Raw genomic sequence first — 15494 nt, 5'->3', positions numbered from 1 at the left:
GCGTCACACGAACGACAGTCAACCATGCTGCAAAGCGTTCCAATAGACGGCGCAGAGCCAACCACAGGAAAGAATTCAATGATTCAAGACTTCAAGGGCAAGACCGCCGTACTCACCGGCGCGGGCTCGGGCTTCGGCCTGGAGTGCGCGCGCATCGGCGCCGCCCGCGGCATGAACCTCGTGCTGGTCGACGTGCAGCAGGACGCACTCGACAAGGCCCAGGCAGAAATGGAAGCAGCCGGTGCTCAGGTGCTGGCGCGCAAGGTCGACGTGTCGAACGCGGCGCAGATGGAAGCCCTGGCCGCTGCCGTGAAGGAACGCTTCGGCGCGCCGCACTTCGTGTTCAACAACGCGGGCGTGGGCGCCGGTGGACTGGTGTGGGAGAACACCGTGGCCGACTGGGAGTGGGTGCTGGGCGTAGACCTGTGGGGCGTGATTCACGGCGTGCGCCTCTTCACGCCGATGATGCTGGAGGCGGCCGCGAAAGACCCGGCCTACCGGGGCCACATCACCAACACCGCCAGCATGGCGGGCCTGCTCACGCCGCCCAACATGGGCATCTACAACGCCGCGAAGGCAGCGGTCGTGAGCCTCACCGAGACGATGTACCAGGACCTGAACCTCGTCACCGACCAGATCGGCGCGAGCCTGCTGTGCCCGTACTTCGTGCCCACCGGCATCACCAGCAGTGAGCGCAACCGACCGAATGCGCCGAAGGAAACCGAGCTCACCAAGAGCCAGCTCATCGGCCAGGCCATGAGCAACAAGGCTGTGAGCAGCGGCAAGATCACGGCCGCAGAAGTCGCGGCCAAGGTGTTCGACGCCATCACCGCCAACCAGTTCTACGTGTTCAGCCACCCGAAGGCGCTGGGCAACGTGCGCAGCCGCATGGAGAACATCGTCTCCATCACCAACCCGGCCGACCCCTTCCTGGAGCGGCCAGAGATCGGGCAGAAGCTGCGCGAGCAGCTGCGCTCGGCCTGAGCAGTTTTTTCCCAGTCATCAGGAGGCCTGCAGCTCGCCCACCAGCGCCTCGACGCGGGCGAGCGCGCTGGCGATGGAGCGGTCCAGCAGGTCCCCATGGTCTTCGGCGTGCTCGACGGCCACGCTGTGCACTTCGTTGAGACCGAGCAGGGCCAGCGGGCTCGTGATGCCGGGCGTGAGCAGGTCGAGATGTGCCTGGAACCCGCCCGGCCCGTAGCCGCTGCTGCCGCACGAGGTCAGCAGCACCGTGCGGCGGTTGCGCTCGGCCAGGAGTGGCACATACGGGTTCTCGCGGCTGCGGTCGAAGTCGAAGGTGGCTCCGACGCGCACGATGTTGTCGATCCATGACTTGAGCGGTGCCGGCATGCTGAAGTTGTACATCGGCACGCCGATCACCAGCACGTCGGCGCGGCGGATCTCGGCAATCAGCGCATCGCTTTCGGCCAGTACGGCGTGCATCCACGGTTCGCGTTCCGCGGCGGGCGTGTAGCCCGACGCGATCCATTCGCCAGTGACGTTGCTCGGCGGCGCGGTGCCGATGTCGCGATAGATCACCTCGGTGCCCGGCTGCGTCGCGAGCCAGCTCGACACGAAGTGATGGCTCAGCCGGCGCGAATGCGAGCCGTGAACGTGGGTGCCGGAACGGCCGGGGCGGGCGCTGGCGTCGATGTGGAGCAGTGTGGTCATGGCGTGGTCCTCGTTGACGTGAAAGGTGGGATGAAGAGAATTCAGCTGTCTGCTTGACATGGTTCTCAATTTATCCAGGTACCACTAGCGCGACAAACGACGATTTCTTTGCGCTGCTGAAAAATTAATTCATCCATGGCCAACCTTCGCCAACTCCCTCCGCTGGCGGCGCTGCGCGCCTTCGAGGCGGCCGCGCGGCATTGCAGCGCCAAGCTCGCGGCCAATGAGCTTTCGGTCACGCCTACCGCCATCAGCCACCAGGTGCGGCAGCTCGAAGACTCACTCGGCGTGCCGCTGTTCATCCGCCAACCGCGGCAACTGGTACTCACGCCGCAGGGCAGGGAACTGCAGGCGGTGCTGAGCGAATCGTTCAATGCCATGGCGAATGCGGTGGCGCGGCTGCGTGCGCCGCCCGAGCGCAGCGCCATCACCTTGTCGGCCACGCCGGCCGTCGCGGCGCGCTGGCTGCTGCCGCGCGTGAGCACTTTGCGCGCGCTGCACCCGAGGCTCGACCTGCGCATTCATGCATCGCACGAAGCGGTTGCGCTCGACGGTGTCACGGCTGACATCGCCATCCGCTACGGCAAGGGACGGTGGCCGGGCATGGTGGCCGAGAAGCTGTTCGACAACGTCTTCGCGCCGGCCTGCAGCCCCGCGCTCAAGCTGCGCCGGCGCAGTGACCTGACGCGGCACACGCTGCTGCACTTCGCGGTCCCCGGCAACAAGAGCCAGCCCGGCACCTGGGCCGAGTGGCAGCAGCAGGCGCAGGTGCCCGGCCTCGACGTATCGGCCGGGCCGGTGTTCTCGGACGAAACGCACACCGTGTCTGCCGCGCTGCAGGGGCAAGGCGTGGCGTTGATGGGCCTTGCGCTGATTGCCGACGAATTGCGCGCGGGCAATCTGGTGCAGCCCTTCGGTCCGGAGTTGCCTGGGCTGCCGTTCTATCTGGTGTGCCTCGAGTCGCGGCGTTCGGAGCCGGCCGTCGCTGCGGTGTTCGAGTGGGTGAGGGGGCTTCAGCCGCTGAGTGCCTGAGCGCGTGACTTTCGACACTGGTGGTCGCTCGTTCGCAGTCCTAGAGTCCGACCGTGAGTCGCTTGCGCGGCTCATCTCGGGTTGCAGGAGCGAGATGTCCTGCGTTCAGAAGTACCAATGGAGGGAAGAAATCATGAAACGTGCAACCGCAATCAAGGCTGGCGCCGTGGCCGCGATCTTGTCGTCGCTGGCTCTGGCTGCCCCGGCTGTCGCAGGGCCGTTCACCCAGTGCAGCGACCACTGGCTGTTCTGGAGTGGCTATCAGCTGATCATGGAAGCGATCTTCGACCTCTGCGGCTGAGAGGTGCCCGCGCTGCGCAATGTTTGACATTTGTCAAATATTGCGCAGGTTCACTGGCTTTCTGCACCGAACCCGCTCTCATGTGCGGTGCGCGCGAATTAATCCCTTAGCCCGATCGGCTGTTCTTCTTAACCTTCCCGTACTTTTTTGACGAAGGTCAGGAAAGGTTGCGCGCAGTCCATGCTGCCTCGCACCTGCCTGCACCGGCTACCGAATTACACGCGACATCTTGCGAAGAGGGAGGCTATTCATGCGCACACCGTTCCAACCCGAAACCAGCCCGGACGAGCCTTTGGCGGCCGGGCGCGGGCCAGCGTACATGGCATGGTTGTCCGTGCTCCTGTGCATCGTGGCAGCCGTGGCCTTTGTGGTCGTGGCCATCCTTGTTCCGAACATCATTGCGGCATCGATGTTCACGACGGCAGCCATCATGTTCCTGGGCGCTGGCCTGATCCTCGGCTTGAGCATGTGGGTCTTTCCGGACCTTCCCCGCTAGATGGCTTCGCAGGAACCCATGGCGGGCAAATCCGCAGCATCCATCTTTCGCGTTCAGGGCTGGCGGGTGACCTTGGTCGCAGCCTTGATCGGCTTGCTGATCGTACTGGCCATGCTCATGAAGTGGATCGTCGAATTCCAGGTCGAGGCCGCGCGGGAGCGGCGCTTGAGCGAAGCCGTTGCGCGCGAGGCGGTAGCGCGTTGCCACGAGAAGGCACCGCTCCAGGCGGTCAACGCCTGTCTGGGCGAACTGGCTGCTGCCAGGGCTCTTCCATCCAATCGCTGACGATCAGTCAGTCGGCGCTGCGCCATCGTCCGGACTCCGGGCACACGATGGCCCGTGCGCCGTTCAGCCAGACTTGCTCTTCATCCAGCTGCGGTGAGGTCGAAAGATCGATGTCGAAGGCGACTCCCAGTGCGTGCCCGACATGGACATCCTCGATGGGCAACTCCCAGGTCAGGAACACTTGGCTGCAATCCCGCCCGGGCGCGAAGTCGGCCGCATCGAAGCCGCTGCTGCCGTGTTGAATGACGGCGTGAGGCTGGCAGGTATCGAAGATCACTGCCGTGCCCCGGGTCAGCGGGATCCGGAGATCTGCAAAGGGGAAGTGCAGGTCCAGCCCCTTGTCCTCGCTCATGAAGAGATTGCAGAAGGCCGCGCCGCCGTACTGCGCACCGTCGTGGTGGTACTTCGCGCCGCGGCAGGCCATGAGGGCCACGTCGCTGGAGGCAAGCACATCGGACAGCCCAAGCGTGCGCATCCAGTCGGACACCGCCTGCACGCAGTGTTTGTAGTCAGGCCAGCGCGTACGCGCCCGGGCCAGGGGCAATGGTTCGACGTCTCCGGGTTCCAGGAACAGGCGCGAAGAAATCTCGCTCTCCCAATCTGCAAGCAGGCGCGCAGGGGGTGCAGGCACGTCGACCGTGGCAGACAACACGACATTGCTCACGCTTCGGCTGCGGATGACGTCGCCGCTCCAGAAGTAGGAAGCCAGGATGTCTCGCGCGCGCTGCGGTCGAGGAGGGGTGTTCATCGGAGGGCAGTGTAGTGAGCGTCACGGCGGCGTCGGCCTGCGCGCCATCCGCGCACCCACACTGTTGTTGATCGGCGACGCGGAAAAGCTTTACGAACCCCAGGCGATGCTGAAGCTGGCGCAGCGCCGGATGCCGGGCTTGGAGACTGCGATCGTGCCGGGCGCAGACCACATCGCGGCCATGTCGCAGCCTGAGGATGTCAATGGCCAGATCATCCGATTCCTGCAAAAGGGAGGGGCGGACAAGAATGGCGGCCGTTGACGCTCAGAAAATACCCTGAGGCATATTTGAGTACCAAAGAGTTAACATTTGGGCTGTCAGGCAGACAAGGAGGATCCCATGGAAACGTACCCAACCCTAAGACAGGCCACCGGCGTGGCCCGCACCCTCAGCAAGCACTCGTCGTGCACCATGGTGGTCTATCGCGTGACAGAGGAAAAATTCGTGGCTGCGCATGCCGCCGACCGCGTGCAGGGAAGCATCGAGGCCGTGTACCGCGACGGTTATCTCGTGCCGACTCTCCTGAGCAAGCGCGTCGAATGAAGAGAAAGCCCGGGCCCCGCCTGGAACCCGGTCAGCGCAGGCCTCCTTCGGGAGGCCTTTTCACTCCTAGGACGAACTGGGCACGGCCTGCATCAGCAGCGTCAGCGCCTTTCGCAGGCTCGTGGCCTTAGCCTGCGGCGGCCTGCGACGCAATCCACTCCCACACGGCACGGATGGCCGGCTCGTTCTCCCTCCCGTTCGCAACCGCAAGAAAGTAGCTGCCGGTTTCGAGCGCGGGCCCGAAGGGCTGCACCAGTGCACCACTGCGAAGCTCTTCGGCCGACAGCGTGAGGCTCAGCAATGCAACGCCGTGGCCCGCGAGCGCGGCCAGCATCGCATGCGTCTCGTCGGAAAACGACAGGCCCGAGGCCTTCATCGCACGCCCCCTCGGCGGTGCGATGCCGGCTTCACGAAACCAGCGCGGCCACACGGCGGGTGCGAGCGCCTGTGGCTGCCAGTCGCAATGGATCAGCTGATGCTTCGGCAGGTCTGCCGCGCGCTTCAAGCCCAGCATCGGGCTGCACAACGGCGCATAGCGCTCGGGCATCAGTTCGCGCGACACCAGCCCCGGCCAGTTGCCACGGCCTGAGCGCACAGCAATGTCGGCATCGCCGCGCGCCAGATCGACCAGGGTGTCGCTCGCATGCAGCCGCAGCTCCACCCCAGGGCTGGCCTTGCGGAACGCCTCCATGCGCGGCAGCACCCAGCGCGCGGCGAAGGCGGTGTTGGTGGTGAGGGTGACGGCCTGCGATGCGGCGGGGCGGCGCAGCTTGTCCACACCGGCTTCGAGCACGTCGAAGCCCATGCGCAGGTCGTCGAACAGTCGCTGGCCCGCGGGTGTCAGCGCGAGCTGCCGCGTGAGCCGGCGAAAGAGCGGCTGGCCCAGCGTGTCTTCGAGCGCGCGCACCTGGTGGCTGATGGCCGAGGGCGTAACCGAGAGTTCGAGCGCCGCGCGCTGAAAGCTCAGGTGTGCGGCCGCTGCCTCGAAGGCACGCAGCGACAGCAGCGGAGGCAGCCGTCGGGGAGGCCGGATAGATGAGCCAATCTCGTTCATAAGCGGAGAAATCGTCGTTTGTGATGGCAGGCCTGCATCCATAGATTCAAGGCCTGCGCGCCATTCTGGCAGCGCGGAATGAAAGACATCCATTCATCCATAAAGGCCATGACCATGAACCTCCTTCACATCGACGCCAGTGCCCGTCCGGGCCGTTCCGACACCGATCTCCACGGCTCGCACACGCGCCGTCTCTCCGCGCGTTTTGTCGAGCGCTGGCGCAAGGCGCGGCCCGACGACCGCATCGACTACCTCGACGTGGGACAGCGGCCGCCCGCGCACGTCGACAGCCGCTGGATCCATGCGGCCTTCACACCGTCGGCCGCGCGCGAGCCGTGGATGGCCGACGTGCTTGCCGAGAGCGACCGGCTGGTCGATCAGCTCATTGCGGCCGACGTGGTCGTGATCGGCCTGCCGATGTACAACTTCAGCGTGCCCGCGCAGTTCAAGGCCTGGATCGACAACATCGTGCGCGTGGGCCGCACCTTCGGCTTCGACCGTTCGCGCGGCGCGGTGCCGTACTGGCCGCTGCTGGCGGAAGCGGGCAAGCGCGTGGTGCTGCTCGGCGCGCGCGGCGACCACGGCTACGACGCGGGCGGGCGCATCGCGCATCTCAACCACACCGAGGGCAGCGTACGTTCGGTGCTCGGCTACATCGGCATCACCGATGTGTTCGAAGCGGCGGTGGAGTCCGACGAGTTCGGCGGGGAGCAGCTCGCGCAGTCGATGCGGCGTGCGGAGCAGCGCGTGGACGAGCTCGTCGATGTGTTGGCAGCTACTGACACCACGCTGTCAGCAGCGGCGGCATAGGATTTTTCGCTCCACTTCCTGAGCGAAAAAATGAAGCCCGACGTTTTGCTTGAGCGCTTTCCCCGCCCGCCCACCGCCGAGCTTTTCAGTCAGCGCGTGCTCGATTTCGACAAGGCCAAAGGGTCGATCCGCCTGAGCTTCATGGCCACCGATGCGTTTCTCAACCCCACGGGCGCGGTGCAGGGCGGCATCCTCGTCGCGATGCTCGACGACACGATGGGGCCGGCGTTGTGGGTCATGAATGGCGAAGAGACTTACTCCGTCACCATCGACCTCAGCGTGTCTTTTCTGGCGGCCGCGAAGCCCGGCCTGTTGTATGGCGAAGGCAGGGTCGTGCAGCGCGGCAAGACCATCGCTTTTCTCGAGGCACAACTGAGCGATCCGGACGGCCGCGTTGTGGCGCGCTCCACGGCCAGCGCGCGGGTCGTGAAGGCCTGACGACTCAATCCTTCTTCTGCATGGCAAGCAGGTAGCCCACGCTCAGCGAACGGTGGAGCCTGAAGTTGCGGGTGAGCAGGTTGTAGCCCAGGCCGCGCTGGTCCCGCAGCGCGAGGCCGGCATTGGCGGCCGCGCTCTTGAGTTCGTCAGGGCGGATGAGCTTGCGGTAGTCGTGCGTGCCGCGTGGCAGGATGCGCAGCACCTGCTCCGCGCCGAAGATCGCGATCAGCCATGCCCACGGCGTGCGGTTGATGGTGGAGAAAAAGACCCAGCCTCCGGGCTTCGCCATGCGGGCGCAGGCCTCGATCACAGCCGTTGGCGACGGTACGTGTTCGAGCATCTCCATGCATGTGACGACATCGAACTTCGCCTCGTTGTCAGCGGCCAGGTCTTCGGCGGAAATGGCCTGGTAGGTCACGTTCGCCGCGCTGCTGCGTGCATGAAGCGTTGCGACCTTCAGCGGCTTGTCGGCGAGGTCGATGCCGAGCACGTCCGCGCCGCGGTGCGCCATCGACTCGGCCAGGATGCCGCCGCCGCAACCGACGTCGAGCACCTTGCGGCCGTTCAGCGCGGCGAGCTTGTCGATCCAGTCCAGCCGCAGCGGATTGATCTCGTGCAGGGGGCGGAATTCGGACTGCGGGTCCCACCAGCGGTCGGCCAGGGCCTGGAATCTGGCCAGTTCGGCGGGGTCGAAGTTGGATGCTGCGCTCATGGTTCTTCTCCTTGGTTTACCAATGACCCCGCGACCGGTTCCAGCGGTAGAGCTGATGCGCGAAGAGGTTGTAGAGCCAGGCGCCGAGCGTTCGCAGCCCGGGCCACTGAAGCGGTCTTGCCAGCCAGCGCCATCGCGGAGCAAGGGCCAGCACGCCGGCGATGGCATCGGCACCGATGCGCGTGGCGCCCGAGGTGTCGACGAGGTGCAGGCGTTCGCGCACGTCCTCCAGTTGCAGGCCCAGCGGTTCGAGCACTTCCGGGCGGGTGTGCACGTCGATCCACTCGACGCTTGCGTCCGGTGTTTTCTCGCGCATGGCGCAGACGCCGGCATCACAGACGGGACAAGCGCTGTTGTAGTAGACAACCGTGCGCGGGGAGGGGGCGGTGGGTGCTTGCATGTCGTCGGCTCCTGTTCGGGCCATTCTGCCATTCATTTAGCTAAATGGCTAAATAACTAATTAGAGAATTGCCTACTCGCGAGCTAAACTGAACCGATGGAAAAAGTTTTCGAAGCGCTTGCCTCCACGCCGCGGCGCAAGATCCTGGCGTACCTGTCGGAGACCGAACTGTCGGCCGGCGACATCGCCTCGCGCTTCGACATGACCAAGCCTTCGCTCTCCAAGCACCTGAAGATCCTCGAAGGCGCGGGGCTGGTAAAGGCCGAGAAGCGCGGCCAGTTCGTGTTCTACAGCCTGCAGCGCGAGAGCCTGGCCAACACGCTGACCGGCTTCGTACAGGCGGTCTGCCCGGTGTCGAAGGCGCTGAAGAAAGAAAGCCGCGCCCTGGCCAGCAAGCGCTCGGCGGATTCCTCGGGCACCTGACGCAGCGCCCCGCGCTTTTTCCTTCCCGGAAGGCGAAAAGTACGGCAAAGGAATTCATTTTTCCGCCGTGCCACGCGGTTCACCGGAGCCTGTGTCCCTGAGTCTTTCTCCGCACGCGGAACGCACCGATACTCTGCCCGGAAACTCCCCGCCGGCAACGTACCGGCTCCGAACAAGTTCAATGACTCCAACAGGCTTCTCGAAAATCCGCTTCGGTTTGCACACGCGCCTGAGCCTCGGCGTGGCAGCAGTGGTTCTGCTGACCACTTTCGCAATCGCCACCTTCGCCCTGCATCTGGTCAAGAGCAACATGCGCGCCTCGATCGCGACCGAGGAGGTCGCCCGCGTGGGTGCCATCGCGGATGCGATCGACCAGAAATTCGGCAGCCGCCGGATCCTGCTGCAGACCTTTGGCGGCAGCGTGGAAGCGCAGGACCTCCAGGGCGCTGCGCTGCAGGCCTTTCTCGAGAAGCATGGCTCGCTGCGCAAGGCTTTCGACAACGTTGCATTCGTCGACATGGACGGCAACCTGGTAGCCAACCTGAACGGCGTGCAGGCGATCGGCAAGGTGAACGTGAAGGATCGCCCCTACTTCCAGCAGACGGTCGCTTCCAAGGCCGGCCTCGTGTCCGAGCCTTACCGCAACCGCCTCAACGGACTGGCGCAGGTGGCCATCACCGAGCCGGTGCTCGACAACGCGGGGCAGGTGAGGTTCGTGATCTCCGGCGCCATCAACCTGAAGGACCGGAACATCCTGGGCACGCTCGGCGACGTCAGGTTCGGTAAGACCGGCTACCTGTTCGTGACGACCGTGGACGGCATCGTGGTCGACCATCCGCAGACTTCGCGCATCCTGAACCAGGTCCAGGCGGATGGCCGCGGCAATGCCGAGATCCTGCGCGCGATGGCCGGTTTCCAGGGCTCGAGCGAGGGCATCAACGATGCCGGCGTGCCTGCCCTCTATGCCTTCGACCGCACCGAGCAGACCAACTGGATCGTCGGCGCCATGTATCCGCGCAGCGAGGCCTTCGCGAGCATCGACGCTATCGAGCGCGGTGCATTGTTCGGGGCGATGGCGCTCGCGCTGTTCGCGGGCGCACTGGCCCTGGGCGTGGCGCGCCGGCAGCTGAAGCCGCTGTCGGAGCTGCATCGGCACATGCAGTCCACGAAGGAGGCACCCGCAGCCGCCGCCGAGCCGCGCAGCAGTTACGCCCCCGACGAGATCGGCGACCTTTCGCGCACCTTCGACGAGCTGATGGCGCAGCGGCGTGCCATCGAGCTCAGCCTCGCGCGCAGCGAGGCGCAGGTGCGCACCATTGCCGACAACATTCCGGCGATGGTTTCGCATGTAGATGCATCGCTGCGCTACACCTTCGTCAATGCACACGTGCGGGCCCTGCACAACAACTCAGCGCTGGTGGGGCGCCTGATGCCCGAGGTGCGCGGCGCCGCAGACTTTGCGCTCGTGGAGCCGCACTTCATGCGCGCGCTGGCCGGCGAGACGGTGATCCTCGAGAAGTCGGGAGACCCGGCCCTGGGCATCGGCAACCGCACCTTCAAGGCCCACTACATTCCCGACGTCGATGCCGACGGCGTGGTGTGCGGCGTGTTCTCGATGACCTTCGACATCACCGAAGAAGTGAACATCCGCCGGGCCCTGACCGAGCAGGAAAAGCTGCTGCGCGACGTGACCGACAGCATTCCGGCGCTGGTCGGCTATTTCGACCGCGAGCAGAACTGCCTGTTCGCCAACATCCGGGCGCGGCAGATGGCGGGCCTGAGCGAAGGTGCACCGCTGCAGGGCACGACCATGCGCTCTGCCCTCGGCAGGGCGGTGTACGCGCAGCACAAGCCCTACCTTCCCGTGCTGTTCTCCGGCAAGAAAGTGCGCTTTCCGGTGCGTGCACCCATCCACGGCAGGGAGGGGTACTTCCAGGTCAACCTGATACCGGACAAGAACCTGCGCGGCGAGGTCGTGGGCTTCTACCTGATGTCCTTCAACATCACGGCGCTGAAAGAAGCAGAGCTGCGCCAGGCCGAGAGCGAACTGCGTCTGCGCGCCATCACCGACAACATGCCGGCGCTGATCACCTACATCGACCGCGAGGAGAAGATCACCTTCGCCAACGCCACCAGCCGCGAGTGGCTCGGGCTCGATCCGGTCCAGGTGCTGGGGCGCCACGTGCAGGAGGTGTCGGGCCGCGATGTGTACCTGTCGCGCCAGCCGATGCTCGCCCGGGCGCTGTCCGGCGAGCGTGTGGAGTTCGAGACCAGCACGCAGCGCGCGGGGTTCGACCGCGTCACGCAGGTGATCTACGTGCCCGACGTGCGCGCCGACGGGGCGACGCACGGCATCTTCTCGCTGGCGCTCGACATCACGGCGCTGAAGGTGGTGGAGCACAAGCTCATCGAGCTGGCGCGGCTCGACACGCTCACCGGCCTGCCCAACCGGCTGGCTTTCAACGAGTACCTGCCCGAAGCCGTGTTGCGCGGGCGGCTCACCGGCCATGCAATGGCGCTGATGTTCCTAGACATCGACCACTTCAAGGCCATCAACGACACCATGGGCCACGCGGTGGGCGATGCGGTGCTGGCCGAATACGCGCGGCGGCTGCTGGGTTGCGTGCGCGGCACCGACATGGTGGCCCGGCTGGCTGGCGACGAGTTCGTGCTGGTGCTCGAAGGCCTGAACGCGCCGGGCACCGCGGCCACGGTGGCGGCCAAGGTTGTGGAAAGCATCCGCACGCCGCCCTTCGTGGTGGACGGCCAGCGCATCGAGGTGACGACCAGCATCGGCATCGCGTATCACCGCGCGGCCGATTCCTCCGTGACAGCCGAAGAACTGCTGGCGCGGGCCGACGTCGCGCTCTACAACGCCAAGGCGGCGGGGCGCAACCGGTTCGAGTTCTTCATGCCGATGGAAGAGGCGCGTAGCGATTCGCCCACGCGGCAGCACTGATCATTCCGGCGGCCACTCATGGCCGGCCCAGCACGTGGTTCTCGTGGCGGCCTTCGCCCAGTGCGAACCAGGTCGTGCCTTTTCGGGCGAACCCGTGCTTCTCGTAGAAGCGGCACGCCCGCTGGTTCTGGACGTTGACCGTCAGCCACAGCGCATCGTTGCCTGTCCGGTCGCGGACCGTGGCACGGGCCTTGTCGAGTAGCGTGGAGCCCACGCCCGATCGGGTGAACGGCTCCTGCACGTAGAGCGTGCAGAGCTCGGTGCTGGCTGAGGGAACGAGGGCCTGCCGCGCACCGAAGCGCAGGCGCGCGTAGCCGACGAGATGGGCATCGGCCTCGGCGACGATCAAGGCGGTGTCTGCGTCGTTCGTCCACGCGATGAATGCGGCCGGCGTGAACTCGTCGAGCACGTAGCGCGCGAGCAGGTCGTTCACGCCCTCGGTCGCGTAGGTGGCGAGCCAGACCTGGATCGACAACGCCGCCAGCGCAGGAGCGTCGGCGGCGATGGCGGGGCGGGTGATGAGGGGAGCGTTGCGCATGCGGGATTCTGCAATCCCCAATCTCTTCACCCCCTGGAAGAGGATCAGACCCGCGCCGAAGCGCAATCCCCCAGCGCATTGCGCGGTTCGCGCCGGTCGAGCGAGCGGCTCCACAGCGCGATGGCCAGCCCCACCAGCGTGAGCAGCGCCGCCACCCAACCCAGTGCGCGCAGCCCCGGGCCATGGTCGATCACCACACCGCCAACCCAGGCGCCGAGCGCATTGCCAAGGTTGAAGGCCGCGATGTTCAGGCTCGACGCGAGGTTCTGGCCCGCGCCCGAGGCCTTCTCCAGCACCCGCAACTGCATGGGCGCCACGGTGGCGAACGAGGCCACGCCGAGCAGGCCGACGAAGACCACCGCGGTGAACGGCGTGCCGATGGTGAACTGCATCGCGCCGAGCACCACCGCCAGAGCCACCAGCGTGCCGAGCACGGCTGCCATCGGCGCACGGTCGGCCAGCTTGCCGCCGAGGATGTTGCCGACCGCAAGGCCGCCGCCGAACACCAGAAGGATCGGCGACACAGCCGACTCCGAAAGACCGGTGACCTGCGTGAGCAGCGGCTGGATGTAGGTGAACACCACGAACACGCCGGCAAAGCCGAGCACCGTCATCGCCAGGCCGAGCAGCACCTGCGGGCGCGCCAGCACAGCCAGTTCCTCGCGCAGCGGCGCAGGCTTTGCCTCGCCCTTTACGCGCGGCACGAACACCGCGAGCACCGTGAAGGCCAGCACGCCGATCAGCGTTACGGCCCAGAAGGCCGAGCGCCAGCCGAACTGCAGGCCCAGCCACGCGCCGGCCGGCACGCCGAGCAGCGTTGCGGCGGTCAGGCCGGTGAACATGATCGCGATGGCCGAGGCGCGGCGTTCGGGCGCCACCAGGCCGGTGGCCACCACCGAGCCGACGCCGAAGAAAGTGCCGTGCGCCAGCGAGGTGATGACGCGCGCGGCCATCAGCATTTCGTAGTTGGGCGCCACGGCACAGGCGAGGTTGCCGAGCGTGAAGATCGCCATGAGCGCCAGCAGCACGGTCTTGCGCGGCAGCTTGCGGGTGGCAATGGTGAGCACCGGCGCGCCGACCGCGACCCCGAGCGCGTAGCCCGAGATCAGCAGGCCGGCGGCCGTGATGGAGACATGAAGATCCGTCGATACCTGCAGCAGCAGGCCCATGATGACGAACTCGGTGGTGCCTATACCGAAGGCACCGGCGGTGAGGGCGAGTAGAGCGATTGGCATGATGCCCTGTACTGTGCGGACGAAAGCCTTCGATGACTAGAATGCCGCCGGTACACATACTTGTGAGTTGAACTCACAGATTGGAAGAAGAGCCATGCCGCGCATCGACGTCAACCGCTCCGGCGAAATGGAGGCCTTCGTGCAGGTGGTCGAGTCAGGCGGTTTCTCGGCGGCGGCGCGTCTGCTGGGCATGACGCCCTCGGCCGTGAGCAAGCTGGTGGCGCGGCTCGAATTGCGCCTGGGCATCCAGCTGGTGCACCGCTCCACGCGCAAGCTGCAGCTCACGCCCGAAGGCACGGAGTTCTACGAACGCAGCCTGCGCGTGCTGGCCGACATGGACGAGGCCGAGCGCTGCGCGGCGGCCGGCGCGGCGCCACGTGGGCGGGTGAGCATCAACGCCAGCGTCTCGTTCGGCCATCACAAGCTGGTGCCTCTGGTGCCGCGCCTGCTCGAACTACATCCGCAGATCACGCTCGACATTGCGCTGACCGACCGCATCGTCGACCTGATGGATGAACGCGCCGACATCGCGATCCGCTGGGGCCAGCTGCCATCGTCCGACCTCGTGGCGCGGCGGCTGGGCGAAACCAGCCAGGCCATCGTTGCCGCGCCGGACTACCTTGCGAAGTACGGTACGCCGCGCACTCCGCAGGAACTGGAGGCGCACAACCGCCTTGGCTGGAGTTACCGGCGCAACTCACCCGACTGGCCGCTGCGTGTGGACGGCCGCATGGTGTGGCTGCCCGTGGCCGGCCCGGTGCGCGCCGGCGACGGCGAAACGCTGCGGCAGTTGGCCATCGCGGGGGCGGGGGTGGCACGGCTGTCGCTGTATCACATACAGCACGACATCGACGCTGGCCGGCTGGTACCTCTGCTCGATGAATTCAACGCCGGTGAGATCGAGCCGATTCACGCGGTGTACATCGGCAAGGCGGGCACGCTGCCCGCGCGGGTGCGGGCGGTGCTCGACTTTCTGGTGGCTTGCTCGGGCGTGGGCGGCGGGCGCTACACGCTCAAGCGGACAGCGCCGATGCCGGGGAATTCCGCCGTCACCTGATCTCCGCGCCGGCAGGGCAGGATGCCGACCCACGAACCGGTGGTGACCACCGTGCCGGCGGGCACGGTCTGCCCGTGGCGCGTGAGGTGGCGCAGCCAGATCGGCAGCAGCCAGGTGGGGTCGGCCAGCGGATGCGTGCCTTCGCGCACCACCGTCTCAGCGTCGCCGATCTTCGCTTCGCAGTGCTGCGAGGCCCAGTCGATGGCGGCGTAGGGCTTCCACTCGCCGAGCACCAGTGCGCCGTGCACTTGCGAATCGGCCAAGCGGAGCAGGGCAGGTGTCGAGGCGAGGTCTTGCCAGCGCGTGTCGACTACCTCGACGGAGACGGTCATGGCATCGACGAGTGAGACGGCGCTTGCGTGATCGAGCTTCGCTGCCTGCGCGGGCGTGACGTCCTGGCCGAGCCGCAAGGCGATTTCGGCCTCGATGCCGGGCGTGTTGAACACGAGGTCGCTGAAGTTCGCGGGGCTCTGGCGCACGCCGGAAGGCGGCAGCGGCGCATGCGTGAGCGTCGCGCTGCGGGAGCCGCCACCGGACTTCCATGCGCCCGGTACTGGGCGACCGTCGAACCAGCCGAGTGCAGCCGCGACGGCGTCTTGCACCTCATAGGCTTGCGTGTCGGTTTCGAGCGTGCCGAGCCAGGGCGTGGCGTCGAGGGTGCGATTGCCGCGGCGTGCGGCCACGAGTGCGTCGGTGAGGGCAGTCTGGGATGGGGTCATTTTTCGGATCTTCTCAGCAAAACCTGGCTGGTGTCGGCGTCCTTTCGTGGAACACCGAGGAACCGGCTTTGC

20 protein-coding genes are annotated in these 15494 nt (G+C 66.2%); 12 read left to right on the top strand and 8 right to left on the bottom strand.

The genetic code is table 11. The annotated features are described in order from the left end of the window. The first annotated feature begins 78 nt into the window (after nucleotides 1-78). The gene (locus BLV60_RS19255) at nucleotides 79-984 is read left to right on the top strand and encodes an SDR family oxidoreductase (RefSeq protein WP_093056878.1); all 906 of its coding nucleotides are present in this window, start codon (nucleotides 79-81) and stop codon (nucleotides 982-984) included. A gap of 18 nt (nucleotides 985-1002) precedes the next feature. On the opposite strand, the gene BLV60_RS19250 is transcribed toward BLV60_RS19255, so the two are convergent. Next, nucleotides 1003-1671, bottom strand: a complete 669-nt coding sequence (locus BLV60_RS19250; protein WP_093056877.1) for an FMN-dependent NADH-azoreductase — start codon at nucleotides 1669-1671, stop codon at nucleotides 1003-1005. A gap of 135 nt (nucleotides 1672-1806) precedes the next feature. Here BLV60_RS19250 and BLV60_RS19245 point away from each other — a divergent pair, with 135 nt between their 5' ends. The 4 genes from BLV60_RS19245 (at nucleotide 1807) to BLV60_RS19230 (ending at nucleotide 3785) form a co-directional block, all read left to right on the top strand. Then, complete coding sequence (locus tag BLV60_RS19245) at nucleotides 1807-2703, top strand: LysR substrate-binding domain-containing protein (protein WP_093056876.1); 897 nt, start codon at nucleotides 1807-1809, stop codon at nucleotides 2701-2703. Nucleotides 2704-2836: 133 nt separating this feature from the next. After that, nucleotides 2837-3004 carry a hypothetical protein gene (locus tag BLV60_RS34440; protein WP_176928836.1) on the top strand — a complete coding sequence of 56 codons (168 nt, stop codon included), beginning with the start codon at nucleotides 2837-2839 and terminating at the stop codon, nucleotides 3002-3004. 250 nt (nucleotides 3005-3254) lie between these two features. Then, nucleotides 3255-3500 (top strand): hypothetical protein, encoded by a 246-nt coding sequence (locus BLV60_RS19235; RefSeq protein ID WP_093056874.1) that lies wholly within the window; start codon nucleotides 3255-3257, stop codon nucleotides 3498-3500. After that, the gene (locus tag BLV60_RS19230) at nucleotides 3501-3785 is read left to right on the top strand and encodes a general secretion pathway protein GspL (RefSeq protein WP_256329330.1); all 285 of its coding nucleotides are present in this window, start codon (nucleotides 3501-3503) and stop codon (nucleotides 3783-3785) included. It begins immediately after the preceding gene. A gap of 7 nt (nucleotides 3786-3792) precedes the next feature. Here BLV60_RS19230 and BLV60_RS19225 read toward each other — a convergent pair whose 3' ends face one another. Continuing rightward, on the bottom strand, nucleotides 3793-4533 hold the full coding sequence (locus BLV60_RS19225; RefSeq protein ID WP_093056873.1) for a hypothetical protein: 741 nt from the start codon (nucleotides 4531-4533) through the stop codon (nucleotides 3793-3795). A 64-nt stretch (nucleotides 4534-4597) separates the two neighbouring features. On the opposite strand from BLV60_RS19225, the gene BLV60_RS19220 reads away from it, so the two are divergent. Both BLV60_RS19220 and BLV60_RS19215 read left to right on the top strand, forming a co-directional pair. Next, on the top strand, nucleotides 4598-4795 hold the full coding sequence (locus tag BLV60_RS19220; protein WP_093056872.1) for an alpha/beta fold hydrolase: 198 nt from the start codon (nucleotides 4598-4600) through the stop codon (nucleotides 4793-4795). Nucleotides 4796-4873: 78 nt separating this feature from the next. Then, complete coding sequence (locus tag BLV60_RS19215; RefSeq protein ID WP_093056871.1) at nucleotides 4874-5077, top strand: hypothetical protein; 204 nt, start codon at nucleotides 4874-4876, stop codon at nucleotides 5075-5077. A 127-nt stretch (nucleotides 5078-5204) separates the two neighbouring features. On the opposite strand, the gene BLV60_RS19210 is transcribed toward BLV60_RS19215, so the two are convergent. Then, complete coding sequence (locus BLV60_RS19210) at nucleotides 5205-6131, bottom strand: LysR substrate-binding domain-containing protein (protein ID WP_093056870.1); 927 nt, start codon at nucleotides 6129-6131, stop codon at nucleotides 5205-5207. Between the two features lie 108 nt (nucleotides 6132-6239). On the opposite strand from BLV60_RS19210, the gene BLV60_RS19205 reads away from it, so the two are divergent. Further along, nucleotides 6240-6941: an FMN-dependent NADH-azoreductase gene (locus BLV60_RS19205; RefSeq protein WP_093056869.1), complete on the top strand. Its 702-nt coding sequence runs from the start codon at nucleotides 6240-6242 to the stop codon at nucleotides 6939-6941. Nucleotides 6942-6971: 30 nt separating this feature from the next. Continuing rightward, nucleotides 6972-7379, top strand: coding sequence for a PaaI family thioesterase (locus BLV60_RS19200; protein WP_093056868.1), 408 nt, complete (start codon nucleotides 6972-6974; stop codon nucleotides 7377-7379). A 4-nt stretch (nucleotides 7380-7383) separates the two neighbouring features. Here the strand turns inward: BLV60_RS19200 and ubiG are convergent, their stop codons facing one another. Then, nucleotides 7384-8091: a bifunctional 2-polyprenyl-6-hydroxyphenol methylase/3-demethylubiquinol 3-O-methyltransferase UbiG gene (ubiG, locus tag BLV60_RS19195; RefSeq protein WP_093056867.1), complete on the bottom strand. Its 708-nt coding sequence runs from the start codon at nucleotides 8089-8091 to the stop codon at nucleotides 7384-7386. A gap of 16 nt (nucleotides 8092-8107) precedes the next feature. After that, nucleotides 8108-8491: a thiol-disulfide oxidoreductase DCC family protein gene (locus tag BLV60_RS19190; RefSeq protein WP_176928835.1), complete on the bottom strand. Its 384-nt coding sequence runs from the start codon at nucleotides 8489-8491 to the stop codon at nucleotides 8108-8110. A gap of 96 nt (nucleotides 8492-8587) precedes the next feature. Here BLV60_RS19190 and BLV60_RS19185 point away from each other — a divergent pair, with 96 nt between their 5' ends. Both BLV60_RS19185 and BLV60_RS19180 read left to right on the top strand, forming a co-directional pair. After that, nucleotides 8588-8914, top strand: a complete 327-nt coding sequence (locus BLV60_RS19185) for a metalloregulator ArsR/SmtB family transcription factor (RefSeq protein ID WP_093056865.1) — start codon at nucleotides 8588-8590, stop codon at nucleotides 8912-8914. Nucleotides 8915-9095: 181 nt separating this feature from the next. Beyond that, complete coding sequence (locus tag BLV60_RS19180; protein ID WP_093056864.1) at nucleotides 9096-11873, top strand: sensor domain-containing diguanylate cyclase; 2778 nt, start codon at nucleotides 9096-9098, stop codon at nucleotides 11871-11873. 16 nt (nucleotides 11874-11889) lie between these two features. Here BLV60_RS19180 and BLV60_RS19175 read toward each other — a convergent pair whose 3' ends face one another. After that, complete coding sequence (locus BLV60_RS19175; protein ID WP_256329325.1) at nucleotides 11890-12411, bottom strand: GNAT family N-acetyltransferase; 522 nt, start codon at nucleotides 12409-12411, stop codon at nucleotides 11890-11892. 44 nt (nucleotides 12412-12455) lie between these two features. Continuing rightward, nucleotides 12456-13646: an MFS transporter gene (locus BLV60_RS19170; protein WP_093056863.1), complete on the bottom strand. Its 1191-nt coding sequence runs from the start codon at nucleotides 13644-13646 to the stop codon at nucleotides 12456-12458. Nucleotides 13647-13740: 94 nt separating this feature from the next. On the opposite strand from BLV60_RS19170, the gene BLV60_RS19165 reads away from it, so the two are divergent. Further along, nucleotides 13741-14703, top strand: a complete 963-nt coding sequence (locus tag BLV60_RS19165) for a LysR family transcriptional regulator (RefSeq protein WP_093056862.1) — start codon at nucleotides 13741-13743, stop codon at nucleotides 14701-14703. On the opposite strand, the gene BLV60_RS19160 is transcribed toward BLV60_RS19165, so the two are convergent. Then, nucleotides 14652-15422: a fumarylacetoacetate hydrolase family protein gene (locus tag BLV60_RS19160; RefSeq protein WP_093056861.1), complete on the bottom strand. Its 771-nt coding sequence runs from the start codon at nucleotides 15420-15422 to the stop codon at nucleotides 14652-14654. The genes BLV60_RS19165 and BLV60_RS19160 overlap by 52 nt on opposite strands. Nucleotides 15423-15494 lie beyond the last annotated feature (72 nt).

The organism is Variovorax sp. YR634, assembly GCF_900106655.1.
In the GTDB taxonomy this organism is placed as follows: domain Bacteria; phylum Pseudomonadota; class Gammaproteobacteria; order Burkholderiales; family Burkholderiaceae_C; genus Variovorax.
Note: the sequence above shows the minus strand (reverse complement) of the source record. Positions and strands in the feature narration are given on the sequence as shown.